The organism is Allobosea eneae, assembly GCF_042657265.1.
Lineage (GTDB): Bacteria > Pseudomonadota > Alphaproteobacteria > Rhizobiales > Beijerinckiaceae > Allobosea > Allobosea eneae.
Genome location: NZ_JBHSLW010000005.1, coordinates 118,756 through 137,853, shown reverse-complemented (window position 1 = coordinate 137,853; position 19,098 = coordinate 118,756). Strand labels below are relative to the sequence as shown.

The window sequence follows — 19,098 nt, the reverse complement described above, 5'->3', positions numbered from 1 at the left end:
GAGGACGGTCATGAGCGCCGTCGCCGAGGCTCCGGCCGCCGGGAGCGTGCCGACCGGCACAAAGGCCTTCGCCGGCTTCGAATGGCTGCTCGCCGGCCGCTATCTGCGCACGCGGCGGCGCGAGGGCTTCGTTTCGGTCATTGCCGGCTTTTCCTTCCTCGGCATCCTGCTCGGCGTCGCGACGCTGATCATCGTGATGTCGGTGATGAACGGCTTCCGCAAGGAGCTGCTGGAGAAGATCGTCGGCGTCAACGGGCACATCTTCGCGACCCCGATCGACCGGCCACTCGACGACTACGAGCAGGTCGCGGCGCGGCTCCGGCAGATCCAGGGCATCAAGCTGGCGATCCCGCTGGTGGAGGGGCAGGCGCTCGCCTCCTCGCAGGTCGGCAATGGCGGCGTTCTGGTGCGCGGCATCTCGGAAGAGGACATCAAGTCGATCCCCTTCATCGCGAGCAATGTCCGCCAGGGTACGCTCGATGGCTTTGCCACCGCCAATGGTGTCGCGATCGGCCGGCGCCTGGCAGGGTCGCTCGGCCTGCAGGTCGGCGACACCATCACGATCGTCACCCCACGCGGCGCCTCGACGCCCTTCGGCACGGCCCCGCGGATCAAGGCCTATCCGGTCACGGCGATCTTCGAGATCGGCATGTCGGAGTTCGACGCCTCCTTCGTCTTCATGCCGCTCGGCGAAGCCCAGGCCTATTTCAACCGCGACGGCGACGTGAACGTCATCGAGATCTTCATCAACGATCCCGACCAGACGCAGGCGGTGCGCGACCGGATCGAGCAGGACGCGCCGCGCCCGCTCGTGCTGTCGGACTGGCGCCAGCGCAACCGCACCTTCTTCAATGCGCTCGAGGTCGAGCGCAATGTGATGTTCATCATCCTGACCCTGATCGTGCTGGTCGCGACGCTGAACATCGTCTCGGGCCTGATCATGCTGGTGAAGGACAAGACCGAGGACATCGCGATCATGCGCACAATGGGCGCCTCGCGCGGCACTGTGCTGCGGGTCTTCCTGATTACGGGCGCGGCGATCGGCGTGTTCGGCACCATCGCCGGCTTCATTCTTGGCGTCGTCTTCGCGAAGAACATCCAGACCATCAACAAGGGGCTGAGCAGCCTGCTTGGCGTGAACCCCTGGGACCCGACCGTGCGCTTCCTCAGCGACATCCCTTCGGTGATCGACTGGCGCGAGGTCGCCGCCGTGGTGGTGATGACACTCGTCCTGTCGCTGCTGGCGACGCTCTATCCGGCCTGGAAGGCAGCGCGGCTCGACCCCGTCAAAGCCCTGCGGATGGGCTGAGGAACGCAGGCTGATGGCAACCGAGACCCCGGCGCTCTTCCTCTCCCAGATCGAGCGCTACTATCCCCAGTCCGACGGCCCGCTCGAGGTGCTGCGCAAGGCCGATTTCGCGATCTGGCCGGGCGAGCTCGTGGCGCTGGTCGCGCCGAGCGGCACCGGCAAGTCGACCCTGCTTCACGTCGCCGGCCTGCTCGAAAGCCCCGATGGCGGCGAGGTCTTCATCGGCGGCGTGCCGACCTCGCAGCTCGACGACAAGGGCCTGACCCGGTTGCGGCGCACCGAGATCGGCTTCGTCTACCAGTTCCACCATCTCCTGCCGGAATTCACCGCGCTGGAGAACGTCGTGCTGCCGCAGCGCATTCGCGGGCTCGGCAAGGCCGAGGCGGAATCGCGCGCGACCGAGCTCCTGAGCTTCCTCGGCCTCGGCGAGCGGCTCGATCATCTGCCGGGTGAATTGTCGGGTGGCGAGCAGCAGCGCGTCGCGATCGGCCGCGCCGTCGCCAATGCGCCGCGCGTGCTCTTGGCAGACGAGCCGACCGGCAATCTCGACCCGCACACCTCGCTGCACGTGTTCAACACGCTGGTGGCGCTGGCCCGCGCCTCGGGCCTGGCGGCGCTGATCGCGACGCACAACCTCGACCTTGCCGCCCGCATGGACCGCCAGGTCACGATCCGCGACGGGATGGTGGTGCCGCTGGCTTTGGCGCGACCAGCTAGAGACTGATTCGACCTGATCGGTGAATCAGTCTCTAAATTATTGATAGAGAACGGTTTACCGATCTGATTGCGGTGCAATCAGATCGGAACGTGCTGTAAGCGATAAACTCGCTTTCGTTCGAAGGATTCCTGAGCAGGCGCATAGGTGCATGGGGCTCGGGCCTTCGCTCTGCCGCGAAACGACCGCGGCGCTCACTCGATCCGGAAATATTTGATGCCGACACCGACCTTACCGCCGGCGCGGGCGATGTCCTGGTGCAGGCCCGGGAAGACGTCGCCGGCGGGAGCCGGGTTGGGGCCCGACAGCGTCGGTAGCGGCGACTGGCTCACCAGGGCAAGCACGGTCTGCGGCCTGACCGGGGCGCCGGACGCTGCCGTCGATTCCAGCTTCAGGCTGAAGCTCGCCCTGCGACCTTCCCGGCGCGTATAGTTTGCAAGGTTGTAAACCAGCCCGTCATCGCCGATCAGCAGGATGTCGAGGTTCTTGCCCGGGTCGGTCTCGACCGAGCCGGAGAGCGTGTCTCCGCTCTTCATGGTGAAAGCGCCGATCTGCATCACCGGGCTACGGTCGATACCACGGCCGAGTTGGCGCAGGAAATCAACCATCGGGCATTGTGCCGACGTGACGGTGCGCAGGCTGATCTGCGCTTCGTAGCCCTGAGCCTTCTTGAAGGCGGCGTCGAAGCTGACGAAGGGCTCGGCCGTGCTGCCGAAGCCTTCGATCGCCGCGCGCTTGTCGGCGATCGTCGTCGGCCACAGGAAAAAGCAGGCCCCGCCATCATAATCCGCGACATAGCGTGCCGTCCGCTCGGCGGCCGTGCGTGGCTCCGGGTCAATGGCTGGCGGTGTCGGCGTCGGCACCGGTAGCGGGGCGGTCGTCGAGGCCGGGCTGGCCGGTGGTGGCGTCGGCGTTGGGTTCAGCTCCGGCGGGGCAGGCGCGGGCGGTTGTGGAGAGGGCGGAACCGGCGTCGGCACGGTCTGCGTCGGAGCCCCCGGCGGTTGGAGCGCTGGCGGCTCGCTTTGGCTCGCAGGCTGCGGCGAGGGAGCCGCACTGGCCGGCGGCGGGTTCGCGGGTGTCAGCTCAGGCGGCGGACTGCTCGATCCCGCGCCGGGTGATGCCGGCGGGCGATCGTCGCTCAAGGCCGGCGGCGGGGCGTTCATCGCCTGCTGGACCGGGGTGTTGCCGCCCAGCATTTTCCATGCGAGGAACCCGCCTCCGGCAAGCAGGGCGAGCGCCGCGACGCCGGCGACCAGCGCCCAGGGAAAGCTGCGTCCACCACCGCCTGCAGAACTCGCGCTGCCCTTGGCCTGCCATGCCGCGACCTCGGCCATGTCGGCCGGCCGGTCCTTCGGATCGGGCGCGAGCATGCGCGCCAGCAGCGGGCGAATGCGCTTGTCGATGGCGGCCAGATCGGGGACGCGCCGCCGCTTCTCCAGAATCTGCATCTGCGTGCCGCCCATGTCGAGCGGGCGGCCGCCGAGCGCTTCGGCGAGCACGAGGCCGAGGCTGTAGATGTCCGACTTGCCGGTGACCTCGGCGCCGTAGAGGCCGAGCTGTTCGGGCGATACGTAGTTGTACTTGCCGGCAAAGCCGGAGCCGATCACCGTCTTCTCGGCCAGCTTCGACTTGGCGATGCCGAAATCGATGATCTTGGCGCGGGTGACCTGGCCGCCGGGCAGGATGATGTTGTCGGGCGAGACGTCGCGATGGGTGATGCCGAGCAGGTGGGCGGCCTGCAGGCCGGACGCGATGCGCCGACGCAGGAGATCGGCCTCCTCCAGAGACAACGGACCATCTTTCAAGCGGTCGGAAAGCGACTGACCGTCGACGAACTCCATGGCGAGATAGGTCGCTTGCGTCGCCGGGTCGACGGTGAACACGTAGTAGCGGACGATGGCCTCGTTGTAGAGGTTGTGCAGTGCCGACGCCTCGTTGCGGAACAGGGTGATGACGTTGGCGTCCTGCGCCATGTCGGAGCGCACGATCTTGATCGCGACGGCGTCGCCGGTCTGGATGGCGCGGCCCTGATAGACCTCGCCCATGCCGCCGGTCGCGATCAGGCGCTCGATCTCGTAGATGCCGTTCAGCCGCACGCCAGGCGCCAGGCCAGTGCGCGGCAGAAAGACGGTGCGGTCGGGGTCGCTCATGGCGCATCGCTCCTGCGCCGGCGCATGTTCGGCACCCAGCGCGTCTTTTCGCTTCCGCCGTCGTGATGATAGCGCACGACGATCACGGTGACATTGTCGGTGGCGCCGCGTTCCAGCGTCAGCGCCAGCAGGGCGTCGCAGGCGGCCTGCGCGCCGCTGGAGACGACCGCGCGCAGGATCTCCTCGTCGCGGACATGGTCGGTGAGCCCGTCCGAGCAGAGCACGAAGACGTCGCCGCCTTCGAGCTCGCCATGGTCGATGTCGAGTTCGGGCCGGTCGTGGACGCCGATGGCGCGGGTGATGACGTGGCGCCGTGGCCAGGTCCGCGCCTCCTCGACGGTGAGCAGGCCGCGCTCGATCATGTCCTGGGCTTCGGTGTGGTCGCGGGTGACCTGAGTGATTTGCCCGCTGCGGACGAGATAGACCCGGCTGTCGCCACACCAGACACAGGCGAAGTGGCGCTGATGTGCGAGCAGCACGGCCAGCGTCGCGCCCATGGTGGCGCCGTCATGCTCGCGGATCTTGCGGCGCAGTTCCGCATTCGCCTCGACCACGCCGCGTTCGAGCCGGTCGAGCAGCTCGGCGGCGGAGCCGGCTGCGCCGATCGCCGACAGGCTGGCCGCCACGGTAGCGCTCGCCATGGCGCCGTTCTGATGACCGCCCATGCCGTCGGCGACGGCCCAAAGACCATTTTCGGGCCGCACTACCAGATTGTCTTCGTTATGGCTGCGCACGCGCCCGGCGTGGCTGACCGCGCCCGTCTCGAAACAGGAGCTGGCGCGGTGCTCGTTCATGCTGTCGATCCTGCGCCGAGGAAGGCGTCGAAGCGTCCGGTCAGGAGACCGGTGTAGAGATAGGGGCTGGGCAGGCCCTGGCCGACGAGAGCGAGCGGCTCGAAATCGTTGCCGCCGATGGTCCAGAGATAGCTGGCATGGGCATAGGAACGGGTGTGATCCTCGATCCGCAGCGCCGAGAGCCGGGCAGGAAAGCTGGCGGAATCGAGCGCGCTGACGATGGTGCCGTCGGAGAGACGCACCATGTCGACAGGCGGGGCGGCCTTGAGGTCGTCATTGGGCGTTGCGAGCCCCCCCAGCGCCTGCGCCACGGCCTCGTAGCTGGCCTCCGGTTCGAGCGCGCGCAGCAGGAAGTCCTCGGCCTGCGTGAACCAGGTGTCCTGCGGATCGAGCTCGGGCGGCGGGATCGCGGCGCCGGGGCCGGCGAGAGCGAAGACAGTCAGCGGGAAATAGCGGCCGATGCCGTCGACCGAGGGCATGAAGGCGCCGGCCACGGTCGTGCCGCAAAAGGCGCTACCGAACCAGAAGCGCCAGATCGGCGCGTTGAGGAAGGCATCCTGCCAGCGCGTGCCGAGCTCGACCCGGCTGGCGGTGAGCCCGCCCTGGAGCCAGGGCTCATAGGCTGAGAGGAAGGCGGTCGGCGCATTCAGCGCGATGAAATCCCGCTTGCCCGGAAGCTTCCCGAACAACCCGCAGCTCATGCTCAAATCCCCGTCGGACAGCGGATTTCGCGCAGCGCCGGCAGCACCAGCGGGTTCTTCAGCGAGCCGACGCCGAACTGGTAGCCGACCTGGCGGCCGCCAGCGGCGAGGGTGAACACGACATTGTCGCCCTGGCGCAGCACTGAGCCGGCATCGAGCAGGCGGAAGAAGGACCAGACGCCGGAGCGGTCGAACATCTTCACCTCGGTCGGCGCCGCCGGCGTCGGGCTGTTGGAGAAGAAGCCGCCGCCGAAGATGCCGCCGGCATTGTTGTTGGCAGCACCACCACCGATCGTCAGCGTGATCGAGGTCTTGGCGAGACCGCCGCCCGGCCACATCACCGGCGTCGGCGTATTGACCCCCTGCTGGCTCGCCACGGTGAAGCCGTTGATCTCAAGCTTCGCGCCTGAGGCGTCGGAGGAGAGGCTGGTCGGCACCACCACCATCTGGAAATTCGGCAGGTTGCCGCCGGTCGGGAAGAAGGCCTCGCGGATGTCGTTGGCACGCTGGAATTCGCGCAGCGTCGTTGGCGAAAGCGCGCGGGCGACACGGCTGTCCTGGCGCCAGCTCCAGTTCTGGCCTGACTTGTCGATATAGGGGTCGAGCCGCTCCTTCATGAACTTGTCCATCGCACCGGTGCCCGGGGCGAAGAGCTGGGCGAAGTCGGCGAGGCCGATCTCGCTCGTGCTGCCCTTGGCGAAGGGATAGCGGTTGGCGAGCAAGCTCGAGCAGCGGCCGGTGATCTCGCTGGCGAGCGCCTGGCGCAGTTGCGAGACGGTAGCGGTCGTCGCGTCGCCCTCGAAATCATTGACGGCTGCGACAATCATCGCATCGAACGGCGCCGGATAGCGCGAGGAGTTGCCGCGCAGCGAGGCGATCAATGGCACCAGCGCCGCATTGGCGGCGGCAGCTTGGGCCGGCGTGGTGGCGGCCATTGCGAGGTTCTGGTTGATTTCGGCGAAGATCTGCAGCGCCTGATCGACCGGCCGCTTGCCGCCATCGCCCTCGACCAGGACGTGGAAGGCCTTGAACTGCGCCTCGATATTGGCGCCGAGCGCCTCGCCGCCGCCACCGCCGGAGAGCACGCGGTCGACGCCGGGGGCGCTCAGTGGCAGGCTGGTGCCGAGGCGGCTCAGCGAATAATTGGCGCGCTGCTCGAGGGTCTTGGCGGCATGGTCCGCGACTTGACCGGCCATCTTTTCGGCGGCCTGCGCGCCAGCCGGCCGTTTCGCCGCTGCACGCTCCTTGGTCAACTGCGTCTCGTCGCGGATGGATTCCAACAGCTGTTTGAACGGCGAGGTCGGTGCGGCGATGGCGGAAAGCGCGATGTATTTCGGCTTGTCGGCGTTGAGAGGCCGTAACTTCAGCCGGCGCAGCGCCCGCTGCCAGGAGGCAGTGAAGTCGCGCGCGTAGAGCTTCAGCAGGTCCTGGAACAGGCTGGCATATTGCGAGGTGATCGCCGCCTGGTCGGCATTGTCGCCGAGGACCCAGCGCTCCTTCTCGATGCGCTCGCCGATATCGCCGAGCCGGTCGACGAAGGCGCTCTGGAAGCCGTCATAAGTGTAGAAGTAGGGCACCCGGATCGTGTCAAGATCCTCGCCCGAGACGCCCTCGAAGACCAGCCGCGCATCCGAGCCGCCGCGGATCGCAGCAACCCAGTCGCGAGCGGCGTTGCGTCCTTGCGTGCGCAGCAGCTCGTAGGCGCGCTCGGCGATGCTGAGCCGGCGCAGGGTACGCTGGCTGCTCTCGATCAGCGGCTGGTTGAGCTTGACGACTGGCTCAGCGCCGTCGTCGAGATCGAGCAGGGCGACGAGGTGCTCCTCCAGCGCCTCGCGCCCCTTGGCGTTGGCGGCGCCGGGAAAGAGGTTCTCGGCCCAGTCCTGCCGCATCCAGGCGAGGACGAGGTCGCGGTCGAGCGGAGCGCGGCTGCCGACCATCAGATAGACCTTGAGCGCCTCGTAGATGAAGCCGGGATTGTTGACGTTGGCCTCGAGTTGCTCTTCCAGCCGAAAGATGATGCGCGAGCGCAGCAGCCGCTCCAGCGCCTGGTGATAGCTCTCCTGCGTCGCCGACTGCAGGCGCTCGCGCTGGCTGAGTCCGAAGGTAGCGGCGACCGGCGTCGGCTCGTCCTTGTTGGCATAGCCCGCCGGCATGTGGCGCAGCTTGTGCAGCAGCGGCAGGATGCGGCTGAAATTGCGGTCGGAGAGAGTGGTCTCCTGCAGCACCGGGGCGGCGCTGGAGCGATAATCGGCGAGGCCGTAATTGGTCTGGTTGATCAGGTCGCTGTTGCGGGCATAGCTCGTCCACCACATGCCGCCGAGCGCCAGCGAGACCAGCGCGATCGCGCTGAAGCCGGCGATGCGCAGCAGGGTCGAGCGGCGTGCGGCGCGCAGGTCGGTCGAGACCCAACCGGATTCGCCGATGATCACCTTCTGGATCAGGTCGGTGAGGAAGAAGCTCTTGCCCCGGCCGGAATAGGAGCCGGAATCGGCGTGGTCGCTACCGAAATTGCGCGAGAGGGCGCCGATCAGCTGGTCGATCGGCGTCCCTTCCTGGGTGCCGGAGGTGAAGTAGAAGCCGCGCAAGGTCGCGCTCGACTGATAGCGCGTCGGCTCGAAGACGCGGCCGAGGAAGTCGATGATGACCGGCTTCAGCGTCGCCATCTGGCTCGGCAGGCCGAAGAGCTTGGCGCGCGAGGTCGGGTTGTGCTCGTCCTGCAGGCGATCCGAAAGGCGCTCATTCAGACGCTCGATCAGCGCGTCGAATTCGGGCGGCACGTCGCCGATCATGTTGCGGGTCTTGTCGAGCGTCTGGAAGGTATGGCCCCAGACCATGCGCCGCTGCGGCTCGGAGAGCGCGGCGAAGAACTCGTTGAAGCCGGCGATCAGATCGGCTTTGGTGAAGACCGCATAGACCGGGAAATCGACCTTCAGCCGCTCGTTGAGATCGAGCAGGCGGGCACGGATCGCGTCGCCATGGGCGATGACCTCCTCCTGCGAAGAGGTCAGCAGGTCCTCAATGCTGATCGCGACGATGACGCCGTTGATCGGTTGGCGCGGGCGGTTGGCCTTGAGCAAATCAAGGAAGGAAAGCCAGCTCGTCCGCTCGGCTTTGGTGTCGGTGTCCTGCGTGGTGTAGCGGCCGGCGGTGTCGATCAGCACCGCATCCTCTGCGAACCACCAGTCGCAATAGCGGGTGCCGCCGGTGCCGGCGACGGCGGCCGGGGTCTGGCCGCCGCGGGCGAGCGGGAACTTCAGCCCGGAATTGACCAGGGCCGTGGTCTTGCCGGCGCCGGGCGGGCCGATGATGACGTACCAGGGCAGATCGTAGAGATAATCGCCGCCATCTTTGCCGCGGGTGCGCCGGAGCGTCGCCAGCGCATCGCGCATGGCGGCCGAGAGCGCGGCGCCGTCACCGGTCTGGCTTTCCTCCTTGGCCATCGCGTCGGAGAGCGCGGCGACGGCCTTGCGCCGCTTGATCACGATCCAGGCGATCCAGCCGAGCGCTCCGAGCATCAGCACGATCGCGATCGGCAGCCTGACCCAGACCGATTCGAACGGGCGCACCTCGCCGAAGGCGACGAATGGGCCGCCGAACCAGATCAACAGCGTCAGCGCGAGGGCGCCGACGAGGATGGCTGCGATCCTGAGCCACGTCGCGAGATTCATCGTCTACCCGTCTCCTGCACCGTCATCCGCCCTAGCCGTTGCGCTGGATCAGGATTTCGACACGTCGGTTCTTCGCCTTGCCGGCCGCGGTCGCGTTGGTGTCGATCGGCACGTCCTGCCCCTTGCCGTCGGTGCTGATGCGGTCCGGCTGCTTTAGCCTGGTCTTCAGGAGGTCGCCGACCGCTACGGCGCGCGCCTTCGACAATTCGAGATTGTTGGGGAAGCGGGCGGATCGGATCGGATCGGAGTCGGAGTGGCCGACGACCTTGATCGCCCCGCCTTCCTCGTTGAGCACGGTCGAGATACGATCGATCAGCGGGCGGAACTCATTGCGCACCACCGCTTGGCCGGGATCGAACAAGGTGATGCCCATCAGGCGCACGATGATCAGGTTCGGTGTCACCTCGCAGGTGATCGGCGGCTGCACCGTGCCGCAGACCTTCGGCGGCTGTGCCGGCGGCGGCAAAGGCGGCGGCGGCCTCGCTGCGACCTTCCGGATGATCTCGATGTCGCCCTTGGGATGGACTGCGAGCAGCGCGCTGGCCGAGGCCTCGGCATTGCCGCCGAGCAGGGCGCGGAAGATGAAATAGAGGCCGAGCACGGCGACCGCGGCGACGGCAGCGACCGACCAGACCGGGATCCTGAAGCCGGCGAGCCGGGCGGTGAGGGCCTGGCCCTGCCAGCGCGGCGACAATTCCGGATCGGGCTGCTTCACGCGCCGCAGCGTCTCGAACAGGTTGCGCTGGATCATCTGCAGATTGGCGGCGCCGCCGGCGGAGGTGCGGTGCACGCCCTCGAAGCCGAGCGCCAGGCAGACATGCATCAGTTCGAGCAGGTCGTAATTGACCGATGGATCGCGCTTGGCGCGCTCGAGCTCCTCGAAGAAGCGCACGCCGCCGATGCGCTCGCCGAAGAAGCGCGAGAGCATGCTGTACTGCGTCCAGACATGCCGGTCCTCGCCCGGGATGTTCTGAACGATGTCGTCGGCGAAGGCGCAGATGATGTACTTGGCCGTGCGCGTCTGCTCGGCGGTGAAGCCCGCTGCGCGAACCTCATGATCGAAGGCCTCGATCGTCTCGCCGACCTGCCCGATCATCTGCGTCGCCGGCGCGCGGGACAGGTTGGCGCGCAGGCGCCCGAGCAGGAGCAAAAGCGGCCCGGCCGCCTTCAGCAGTGGATTGGTGTTCGGCGTGAGCATCTGCTCGCGCTTGGGCAGGGCCTGCGGCACATAGCCTTGCGGCTGCGGCGGCGGCGCACTTGGGCGCGGCTGCGGCTGCGACATCCATTCCTCGCCGCCGGGCACGCCGGGCGAAGGGGCTGCCTGCGGGTATTGCGGTGCACCGGAGGGCGCATAGGGCGAGGGCGGCGGCGGATAGCCGGCAGGCGGAGGTGGATAGGGTGCGTTCGGGGGCGGGTAGGGCTGCCCCTGCGGTGGGTAGCCCGGCGTCTCAGCCGGGCGGGAGGGCGGCGGCACGCGCCGTCCCGCCGGGTTCGGCCGGATGAAGGTCCGGTCCGAGCGGCCGAACGGATCGGAGCCGTCATTGCTCATCGCCTGCCCTCGAGCACGGCCCAGAGCTCCATTTCGAGATCGGGCCAGTCACCGGAGAAATGCATACCGATCGAGCTCGCCGAGCTGAATTCCGGCCAGAGCGGCGAGGTGCGGTCGAGATAGAAATAGACGTGGTCGGTCAGTGCCCGGATCTGGGGCGGCGGCGTCGGCAGGTGGACGAGATTGATGCCCGGCAGATGGGCATGGACGATCTCGTTCATCTTGGTGTTCGGGCCGACCTTGAACAGATGCGGGAACTGCGACTGGATCTCGGTCAGAGGCCGGCGCGCCGCCACTTCCAGGATCAGCGTCGCATTGCGCATCAAAGCGCGGTCGCGGATCGTAGACATGAAGGCGTTCTGCGCCCGCTCGACGATTTCGAGCCGGATGGCGCGGCGGCCGAGCTGGGCCGAGAGGAAGTCCTGGATGTCGCGCACCACCGGGGTGAAGCAGCCCTCCAGGTCGTCATGATCATAGGCCGGGTAGTCGCGGGCGCGGCGCTCGGCCGTGGTGAAGGTGGCGAGCTCGCCGGCGATGGCGAGCAGGGTGACGAACAGGCGCTCGGGATGGACGAAGCGCGAGCCGCGCATGTGCTTCAGCACCGGGATGTGCCGGTTGAGCATCTGCAGGATGAAATAGTCGGCGCTCTGCAGGCCGCCGCCGGCGGTCGGGTCGGCGGCGTAGCGCGCGAGCTCTTCGAGCTTGTTGTCGATCCAGCCGATGACCCGGTCCATCCAGCCGTCCACGACCGGATGGGCCGAGCAGAGCAGCACCGGCGGGGCGAATTTCTCGTCGAACAGGATGGCACGGTCGCGCACTTCCAGAATCCGCCCGAGCGCGAGGCCGACATAGCCTGGCTTGCCGGTCTTGCGCAGCTCCAGGCCCATGCGCGGATGGGCGATGTCGATCTCCTCCTCGACCCGCAGCGAGGCGGTCGAATCGATCAGCATTTCGGTCGCCGGATAGAAGCGGCTGGCCGAGCCGTTCAGGCTGTCCTCGACCTCGCGGGTGTTGGACGCGGCCAGCGGCAGCGACAGCCAGGCGTATTGGCCGGCGGCGTTCTCCGGCACCTCGATCGCAGGCGGCAACGGCGAGTTGTCGGGCATGGCGAAAGGCGTGCCATCCGGCATCACGCCGACGGCGCGCCTGAGCCCGATGCGGCTCTGCTGCGCCAGGTCGCGGTCGATCTCGAGCACCGAGAACCCCCACGGATAAGGCGTGACGTGCCGGACGCGATTCTCCAGCAGATTCTCGAGATAGCGATCGTTCTGCTGCAGGTGATGCGGCCGCAAAAACAAGCCTTCGGACCAGACAACCTTACTGTACCACGACATCCGGCTCTCGCTATCTCAAGGCCAAGGCAGAACACTATACAGCTCGTTCCCGAGCGTCACCATTCGTATGGGGGAGGGCAAGATTGCCTCTGCCTGCCACAAGGCGGTTTTCGCTGGGACATGTCGATTCATTGACTGGCCCGGCCGGCGGGAGCCAAGCTCCGAACCGAGCGAGCCATGAAGGTGTCCGATGCCTAGAGATCCCGCTGCACGCATTCTCGATCCCGCGATCCATCCTTTGCCCGGCGTGCTACAGCCAGCGCTCGGGAGCCCTCTTGTGATCATCGGAGGCAAACTCGCCTTGCACGTCGGTCTTGTCACAGCGATGTGCGAGCCCTCTGTCATCGCAGGCGAATGAGATGGGGCGTCGCCGTTCTCCCGATCGGGCCGTCGCGGCCGAAGAGCGCTTCCGCCTGCTGAGGGTGCAGCGCTTCTCTTCCGACACCGAGAAGGCCGTCTGGCACGGGCGCTCACGCAATGCACGCCTCGCCAAGGTTCTGGTCTACATGGCGGCGATCCGGATGCCGGACCGGCCCGGTTTGCCGCTGACGCCCAATCCGAACGTGACCTGCAAGGGGGCCGAGCAGCAGTTCTTCAGCGCCTCCGGCGAGAACCAGGCGGCGCATCTGCTGCCAGGCCAGATCCTGATCGACAACACCTACCCCTGGCTCTTCCTGCAGGGCGAGCCGGCGCGGCTGCTGCAGAACGAATTCGCCTATGTCGATCCGATCCACGCCAACTACAATGCGGCCGACCGGCTGGCCGAGCGCAACGGCATGGTCGACGCTTTCGCGGCGGCCTGTCGCGCCGTGCTGATCGGCACGGGCGATCCCGAGCGCGATGTCAGCAATGCCTATCATCGCGTCTGGGTACCGGGTGCGCAGGCGGCGATCGCCGCGGCGGAAAACGAATTGCGTTCCGAGCCGCTGCCGCCGCCATTGGTCTACGGCACCGGGCCGGAGGATTATGGCATGATCCTCAATCTCGAGGAGCGCAGCCAGGCGATGAACGACGAGGAAATCTGGAACAATTTCGAGCAGCTCAGCATGCTCGACTACTACCGCGCCGCCTTCGACGAGACACCGACCGAGATCGAGCCACGCGCGATCGTCAGCGCGCTGAGCAGCTTGGTGAAATAGCGTGCCGCAGCGGGCGGTCAGGATTGCGCCGGCGGCGCTACTACGGGGCGTGCGGTCGCGACGATCAGCCCAGCTGCGACGATGACTGCGATCCCGGCCCAGGTCGCTGGTGAGGGCAAGTCTCCGAACATGAAGAACCCTAGCGCTGTCGCGCCGATCAGTTCGAGATAGACGAAGGGCGAGAGCGTCTGCACCTGCGCCAGGCGGAAGGCGCTGATCGTCATCAGATTGCTGAGAGTCGAGACGAGGCCCATCAGCAGGATGAGCACCAGTCCCTCGCGCGCCGGCATCGTCCAGTCGAGCAGGGCGAAGGGCAGCAGCATCAGGATGCCGAGGGAAAGCTGGATCGCCAGCGTCGTCACCGGCGGCCGATCCTGCGCAGTGGCGCGCGTCAGCACCAGATAGCAGGCCATGCAGAGGCCGGAGACGAGTGCGATCAAGGTGTCGGCGCTGGTCTCGCTCCCCGGACGCACAACCAGGATGGCGCCGAGGAAGCCGAGCGCGACGGCCAGTAGCCTGCGTCGATCAAGTCGCTCGCGCAGTGCGATCGCGGCGAGCAGGGTCGCGGCGATCGGGGCGATGAAATAAGCACCGAGCGCATCGGCCAGCGGAATGCGCGCGATCGCCACGAAATACAGCGTCATCGCCGTGACGAGAAAGGCGGTCCGCAGGATCTGGGCGAGCCAGTATCGACCCTGCGAGGCTGGAGCGCGCGCCGGTCCCGGCGCTCGTGCGTGCTGGAGCAAGGCGACCGGCAGGATGAAGCCAAGCGCCGCGACATAGCGCAACCAGCTGAGGAAGGCCGGCGAATGGGCGCCGCTGAGATATTTGGCGATGGCGTCGGAGGTCGGGATGATCAGCATCGCCGCCGCCATGAGCAGGATGCCGAGCATCTCGTCGCGCCGCTTGCGATGCGTCTGATCGGGAAAAGGGGTCATGGGCGAACCCTAACCGATTCCGCCCCGTTGACGGCACTGCCGTTAACGCTTCTGCAGCGCGGGTAAACCTGCGTTAACCGCGTGCCGAACCTCGTGATGAGCACTGACCTTGCGATATTGACGAGAACAAATAAAAAACTAATGTGAACATACAAAGAACATTGGAGATCGGACATGGTGATTGCCCGCAAGCTGATGGCCGGAGCCGTGGAGTTCCTGGCACTCGCGCTCTTCGTTGGAATGATCTGGGTCTGGGCTGCGCTGGCTTCGGGGCCGCATGTCTGAGCGGTTCCTTGCGAGGGGAGCTGCACGCCGTGCGCGACGGCATCCACAGTCTCGCAAATGGGGCGGCTCGACCGGGCAGGGGTGGCGCGCAATAAGCGGTTCGGAGCATGCTCCTGGGATCAAGAATCGGCGCAGGTCCTCTCGCTCGGCCCATCGGCTGAACGGACGGCGCGCCGGAGGGCGCGATGACCGACCGCAAAGACGTTACACAGGTTCAGGACGAGGTCGGCTTCGTCCATCTGCATGTCCATTCGAGCTACTCGCTGCTCGAAGGTGCGATCCAGGTCGGCGCGCTCGCCAAGCTCGCCGCCGGCGACGGCCAGCCGGCCATGGCGCTGACCGACACCAATAATCTGTTCGGCGCACTCGAATTCTCCGAGAAGCTGGCGAGCGCCGGCATCCAGCCGATCGCCGGCGTGCAGCTTTCGGTCGATTTCGCCGACGAGGAGACTGGCGGGCGCAAGCCGCTCCAGAGCGCGGCGCCGCATGTCGTGCTCCTGGCGACCAGCGAGGCCGGCTACGGCAATCTGATGAAGCTGGTGACGGAGGCTTGTCTCGCCGCCTCGGGCGGTAGCCCAGTCGCGAGGATCGATCATCTCGCCACCTATCACAGCGACGTCATCGCTCTGACCGGCGGCGCCGGTGGACCGCTCGACCTCGCCCTGCGCGCCGGCCAGCCGGCACAGGCCGAGGCGCGCCTGAAGCGCCTTACGGCGATCTTCGGCAACCGGCTCTATGTCGAGATCCAGCGCCATGAGCGCGAAGATGGGGCTGCGGTCGAGGCCGGCCTGCTCAGGCTCGCCTATGACAACGACCTGCCGATCGTCGCGACCAACGAGCCCTTCTTCGCCAAGCCGGCCGATTTCGAGGCGCATGACGCGCTGCTTGCGGTGGCGGCGGGGCGCCTGCTCTCCGATGGCGACCGGCGGCGGGTGTCGCCGGCGCATTTCTTCGCCAGCCGTGAGGAGATGAAGCGGCGCTTCGCCGACCTGCCGGAGGCGCTGGCCTCGACCGTCGAGATCGCCCGGCGCTGCTCCTGGCGCGTCGGCACGCGCAAGCCGATCCTGCCCCGCTTCGGCGAGGAGGGGCGCGATGAGGCGGACGAGCTGGAGAGCCAGGCGAAGGCGGGGCTCGAGGCGCGGCTGGCCAAGCATGGACCGGCCACCGGCTTCACCACCGAGGACTACGAAAAGCGGCTCGATTTCGAGCTCTCGATTATCACCCGGATGAAATTCCCGGGCTATTTTCTCATCGTCGCCGACTTCATCAAATGGGCCAAGGATCACGACATCCCGGTCGGCCCCGGCCGCGGTTCGGGCGCGGGCTCGCTCGTCGCCTATGCCCTGACCATCACCGACGTCGATCCGCTGCGCTTCGGCCTGCTGTTCGAGCGCTTCCTCAATCCCGACCGCGTCTCGATGCCGGACTTCGACATCGACTTCTGCCAGTATCGGCGTGAAGAGGTGATCGAGTACGTCAAGCATCGCTATGGCGAGGAGCGCGTCGCCCAGATCATCACCTTCGGTACCTTGCAGGCGCGCGGCGTGCTGCGCGACGTCGGCCGCGTGCTGGAGATGCCCTATGGCCAGGTCGACAAGCTGACCAAGCTGGTGCCGCAGAACCCGGCGAAGCCGATCACGCTGCCGGAGGCGATCGCCGGCGAGCCCAAGCTGCAGGAAGCGGCAGCCGAGGAGCCGGTGGTCGGGCGCCTGCTCGAAATCGCCCAGAAGCTCGAAGGCCTGCACCGTCACGCCTCGACCCACGCCGCCGGCGTCGTCATCGGCGACCGGCCGCTGGAGCAGCTCGTCGCGCTGTCGGTCGATCCGCGCACCGGCATGCGCGTCACCCAGTTCAACATGAAATGGGTCGAGCAGGCCGGGCTGGTGAAGTTCGACTTCCTCGGCCTGAAGACGCTGACGACGCTGACCATCGCGGTGCAGCTCATCGCCCAGCGCGGCATCCATGTCGACCTGGCGCAGTTGCCTTTCGACGACCCCAAGACCTACGAGATGCTGGCGCGCGGCGAGACGGTCGGCGTGTTCCAGGTGGAATCGGTCGGCATGCGCAAGGCGCTGGTCGAGATGAAGGCCGACCGGATCGAGGACCTGATCGCGCTGGTGGCGCTCTATCGTCCCGGCCCGATGGACAACATCCCGACCTATTGCCGCCGCAAGCTCGGGCTGGAGGAGCCGACCTATCTTCATCCCGGCATGGAGCCGTTCCTGTCGGAGACGCATGGCATCATCGTCTACCAGGAACAGGTGATGCAGGTGGCGCAGGCGCTGTCGGGCTATTCGCTCGGCGAAGCGGACCTGCTGCGCCGCGCCATGGGCAAGAAGATCAAGGCCGAGATGGACGCCCAGCGCGACCGTTTCGTGAAGGGCGCGATCGAGCACGGGCTGAAGAAGGACCTGGCCTCCGAGATCTTCGACCTGCTGGCCAAGTTCGCCGACTACGGCTTCAACAAGAGCCACGCTGCGGCCTATGCCGTCGTCGCCTTCCAGACCGCCTATCTCAAGGCCAATTACCCGGTCGAGTTCATGGCGGCGTCGATGACGCTCGACATCGGCAACACCGACAAGCTCTCGGAATTCAGGCGCGAGGCTGAGCGGCTCGGTATCAAGGTCGAGCGGCCCTCGATCAACCGCTCCGGCGTCGACTTCGACGTCGCCGACGGGGCGATCCGCTATGCGCTCGGCGCGATCAAGGGGGTCGGCCGGGCCGCGGTCGAGTCGATCGTCGCGGCACGGACCAAGGAAGGACCGTTCCGGGACCTCGCCGATTTCGCGCGAAGGATCGATACGCGCCTGGTCAACCGGCGCACGATCGAAGCGCTGATCTCAGCCGGCACGCTCGACGAGATCGAGCCGGAGCGGGCCAAGGCGATGGCGGCGGTTGACGGCATGCTGGCGCTCTCGAACCGCGTTCGCGACGAGGCCGCAGCCGGGCAGCTCGATATGCTCGGCAGCAGCGGGAACTCGGAAGCCTTCCGCATCCCGCCCTTCGAGCCCTGGGCCCCGGCCGAGCGACTGAAGCGCGAGCACGAGGCGGTCGGCTTCTTCCTCTCCGGCCACCCGCTCGACGAATACGAGCATGTGCTCAAGCGCCTGCGGGTGCAGAGCTATGCCGACTTTGCCCGCAATGTGCGCGCCAGCGGCACCTCGATCGCCAAGGTTGCGGCCTCCGTCATCGACCGGTCGGAGCGGCGGACCAAGTCCGGCAACAAGATGGGCATCGTCCAGCTCTCCGATCCGACCGGCCAGTTCGAGGCGATCCTGTTCTCGGAAGGGCTGCAGCGTTATCGCGAGCTGCTCGAGCCGGGCGCAGCGCTGGTCATCCGGCTCTCGGCTGTGCTCGACGGTGAAGAGGTCAGGCCTCGCATCGAGGATGTGGAGCGGCTTGATGATCTCGCCGGCCGGCAGAAGCAGGACCTCTGCATCTTCCTGCGCGACGACAAGGCGCTGTCCTCGATTGCCGAGCGGGTGAAGCCCCGCGACGGCGTACGCTCCGATGGCAAGATCTCGCTGGTGATGATCCTCGACGACGGCGCCCAGGAGATCGAGATCGAGTTGCCGGGGCGCTATCCCGTCAACCAGCAGCTCGCCAATGCCGTGCGCGCCGCGCCGGGGGTGGTGAACGTCGAATTGCGCTGAGGTCGCGGCAGAGCTCGTCCTGCTCTTGCGTAGCCGGCGACCTCGGCCTCAGAGTGCGTGCAGCAACCAACGCCTCCGGGGGGAGCGAATGAAGCAGTATGTCGCGCGCATTCCGATGAGCCTTGCCGTGCCCGAGGCGATGCATTGGGCGATCAAGGACGTGCTGGAGGGCGAATACGAATGCGGCTTCGACGGTGTCGGCCTCGACATTCTCGACATCGGCGCCAATGTCGGCTCGTTCGCGCTCTGGGCGAGCGCGCGTTGGCCGGGCAGCACCGTGACCTCCTACGAGCCGCATCCCGGCACCTACGAACTCCTGAAGCGCAACACGGATCGGCGCCGCGACATCGTCACGGTCAACGCGGCGCTGTTTCCCGGCGGCCAGACAACCGCGACCTTCCTCAGCCGCTTCGCCGGCGACGGTGAATCTGGGCTCGCCTCTTATGCCGGCGACACTTTCGTCGCCGATGCCATGGTCGAGCGCTACGAGGTCGCGGTGGTCGATCCGGCGAGCCTGCCTTCGGCCGATATCGTCAAGATCGACATCGAGGGCGGCGAGGGCGACGTGCTCGACCATCTCGATCTGTCGAAGACCTCATTGGTGCTGCTCGAATACCAGAATCGCAAGAATCGCCTGCAATTGGAGACGCGCCTTGAAGCAGATTTCGAGCTGATCGACACTGTCGAGCACATCTGGGACCCGCTGCTCGAGCAGCGCTGCTACCGGCCCGATCTCGCCGGCGACGTCTATGGCCGCATGTTCGCCGCCCGCAAGGGCATCACCCGGATGACGCGGACCGCCACTTGAGCATTTCCGCATTTCTCAGAATCACGGAAATGCTCAAGCTCTTTGTTTTATCGCA

At 66.8% G+C, this 19,098-nt stretch carries 12 protein-coding genes; 5 read left to right on the top strand and 7 right to left on the bottom strand.

What is annotated here, in order from left to right; genetic code table 11:
* Nucleotides 1-10 precede the first annotated feature (10 nt).
* Both ACFPOB_RS02025 and ACFPOB_RS02020 read left to right on the top strand, forming a co-directional pair.
* Nucleotides 11-1,309 carry a lipoprotein-releasing ABC transporter permease subunit gene (locus ACFPOB_RS02025; RefSeq protein ID WP_092154151.1) on the top strand — a complete coding sequence of 433 codons (1,299 nt, stop codon included), beginning with the start codon at nucleotides 11-13 and terminating at the stop codon, nucleotides 1,307-1,309.
* A 13-nt stretch (nucleotides 1,310-1,322) separates the two neighbouring features.
* Complete coding sequence (locus ACFPOB_RS02020) at nucleotides 1,323-2,033, top strand: ABC transporter ATP-binding protein (protein WP_377795515.1); 711 nt, start codon at nucleotides 1,323-1,325, stop codon at nucleotides 2,031-2,033.
* Between the two features lie 185 nt (nucleotides 2,034-2,218).
* On the opposite strand, the gene ACFPOB_RS02015 is transcribed toward ACFPOB_RS02020, so the two are convergent.
* The 6 genes from ACFPOB_RS02015 to tssK are packed head-to-tail and all read right to left on the bottom strand — an operon-like array spanning nucleotide 2,219 to nucleotide 12,220.
* On the bottom strand, nucleotides 2,219-4,174 hold the full coding sequence (locus ACFPOB_RS02015; RefSeq protein WP_377795513.1) for a serine/threonine-protein kinase: 1,956 nt from the start codon (nucleotides 4,172-4,174) through the stop codon (nucleotides 2,219-2,221).
* A complete protein-coding gene (locus tag ACFPOB_RS02010; protein WP_377795511.1) occupies nucleotides 4,171-4,968 on the bottom strand; it encodes a PP2C family protein-serine/threonine phosphatase in 798 nt (265 codons plus the stop codon). Before ACFPOB_RS02010 ends, ACFPOB_RS02015 begins: the two co-directional genes overlap by 4 nt.
* A complete protein-coding gene (tagF, locus tag ACFPOB_RS02005; protein ID WP_377795509.1) occupies nucleotides 4,965-5,657 on the bottom strand; it encodes a type VI secretion system-associated protein TagF in 693 nt (230 codons plus the stop codon). Before tagF ends, ACFPOB_RS02010 begins: the two co-directional genes overlap by 4 nt.
* Nucleotides 5,658-5,671: 14 nt before the next feature.
* Nucleotides 5,672-9,337, bottom strand: coding sequence for a type VI secretion system membrane subunit TssM (tssM, locus tag ACFPOB_RS02000; protein ID WP_377795507.1), 3,666 nt, complete (start codon nucleotides 9,335-9,337; stop codon nucleotides 5,672-5,674).
* Nucleotides 9,338-9,368: 31 nt separating this feature from the next.
* Nucleotides 9,369-10,886 (bottom strand): type IVB secretion system protein IcmH/DotU, encoded by a 1,518-nt coding sequence (gene icmH, locus ACFPOB_RS01995; protein ID WP_377795505.1) that lies wholly within the window; start codon nucleotides 10,884-10,886, stop codon nucleotides 9,369-9,371.
* Nucleotides 10,883-12,220, bottom strand: coding sequence for a type VI secretion system baseplate subunit TssK (gene tssK, locus ACFPOB_RS01990; RefSeq protein WP_377795503.1), 1,338 nt, complete (start codon nucleotides 12,218-12,220; stop codon nucleotides 10,883-10,885). The genes icmH and tssK overlap by 4 nt, the downstream gene beginning before the upstream one ends.
* A gap of 359 nt (nucleotides 12,221-12,579) precedes the next feature.
* On the opposite strand from tssK, the gene ACFPOB_RS01985 reads away from it, so the two are divergent.
* The gene (locus ACFPOB_RS01985; RefSeq protein WP_377795501.1) at nucleotides 12,580-13,359 is read left to right on the top strand and encodes a hypothetical protein; all 780 of its coding nucleotides are present in this window, start codon (nucleotides 12,580-12,582) and stop codon (nucleotides 13,357-13,359) included.
* A gap of 17 nt (nucleotides 13,360-13,376) precedes the next feature.
* Here the strand turns inward: ACFPOB_RS01985 and ACFPOB_RS01980 are convergent, their stop codons facing one another.
* Nucleotides 13,377-14,297, bottom strand: coding sequence for a DMT family transporter (locus ACFPOB_RS01980; protein WP_377795499.1), 921 nt, complete (start codon nucleotides 14,295-14,297; stop codon nucleotides 13,377-13,379).
* Nucleotides 14,298-14,767: 470 nt separating this feature from the next.
* Between ACFPOB_RS01980 and dnaE the strand changes: the two genes are divergently transcribed.
* The gene (gene dnaE, locus ACFPOB_RS01975; protein ID WP_377795497.1) at nucleotides 14,768-18,235 is read left to right on the top strand and encodes a DNA polymerase III subunit alpha; all 3,468 of its coding nucleotides are present in this window, start codon (nucleotides 14,768-14,770) and stop codon (nucleotides 18,233-18,235) included.
* 88 nt (nucleotides 18,236-18,323) lie between these two features.
* Complete coding sequence (locus tag ACFPOB_RS01970) at nucleotides 18,324-19,043, top strand: FkbM family methyltransferase (protein ID WP_377795495.1); 720 nt, start codon at nucleotides 18,324-18,326, stop codon at nucleotides 19,041-19,043.
* Nucleotides 19,044-19,098 lie beyond the last annotated feature (55 nt).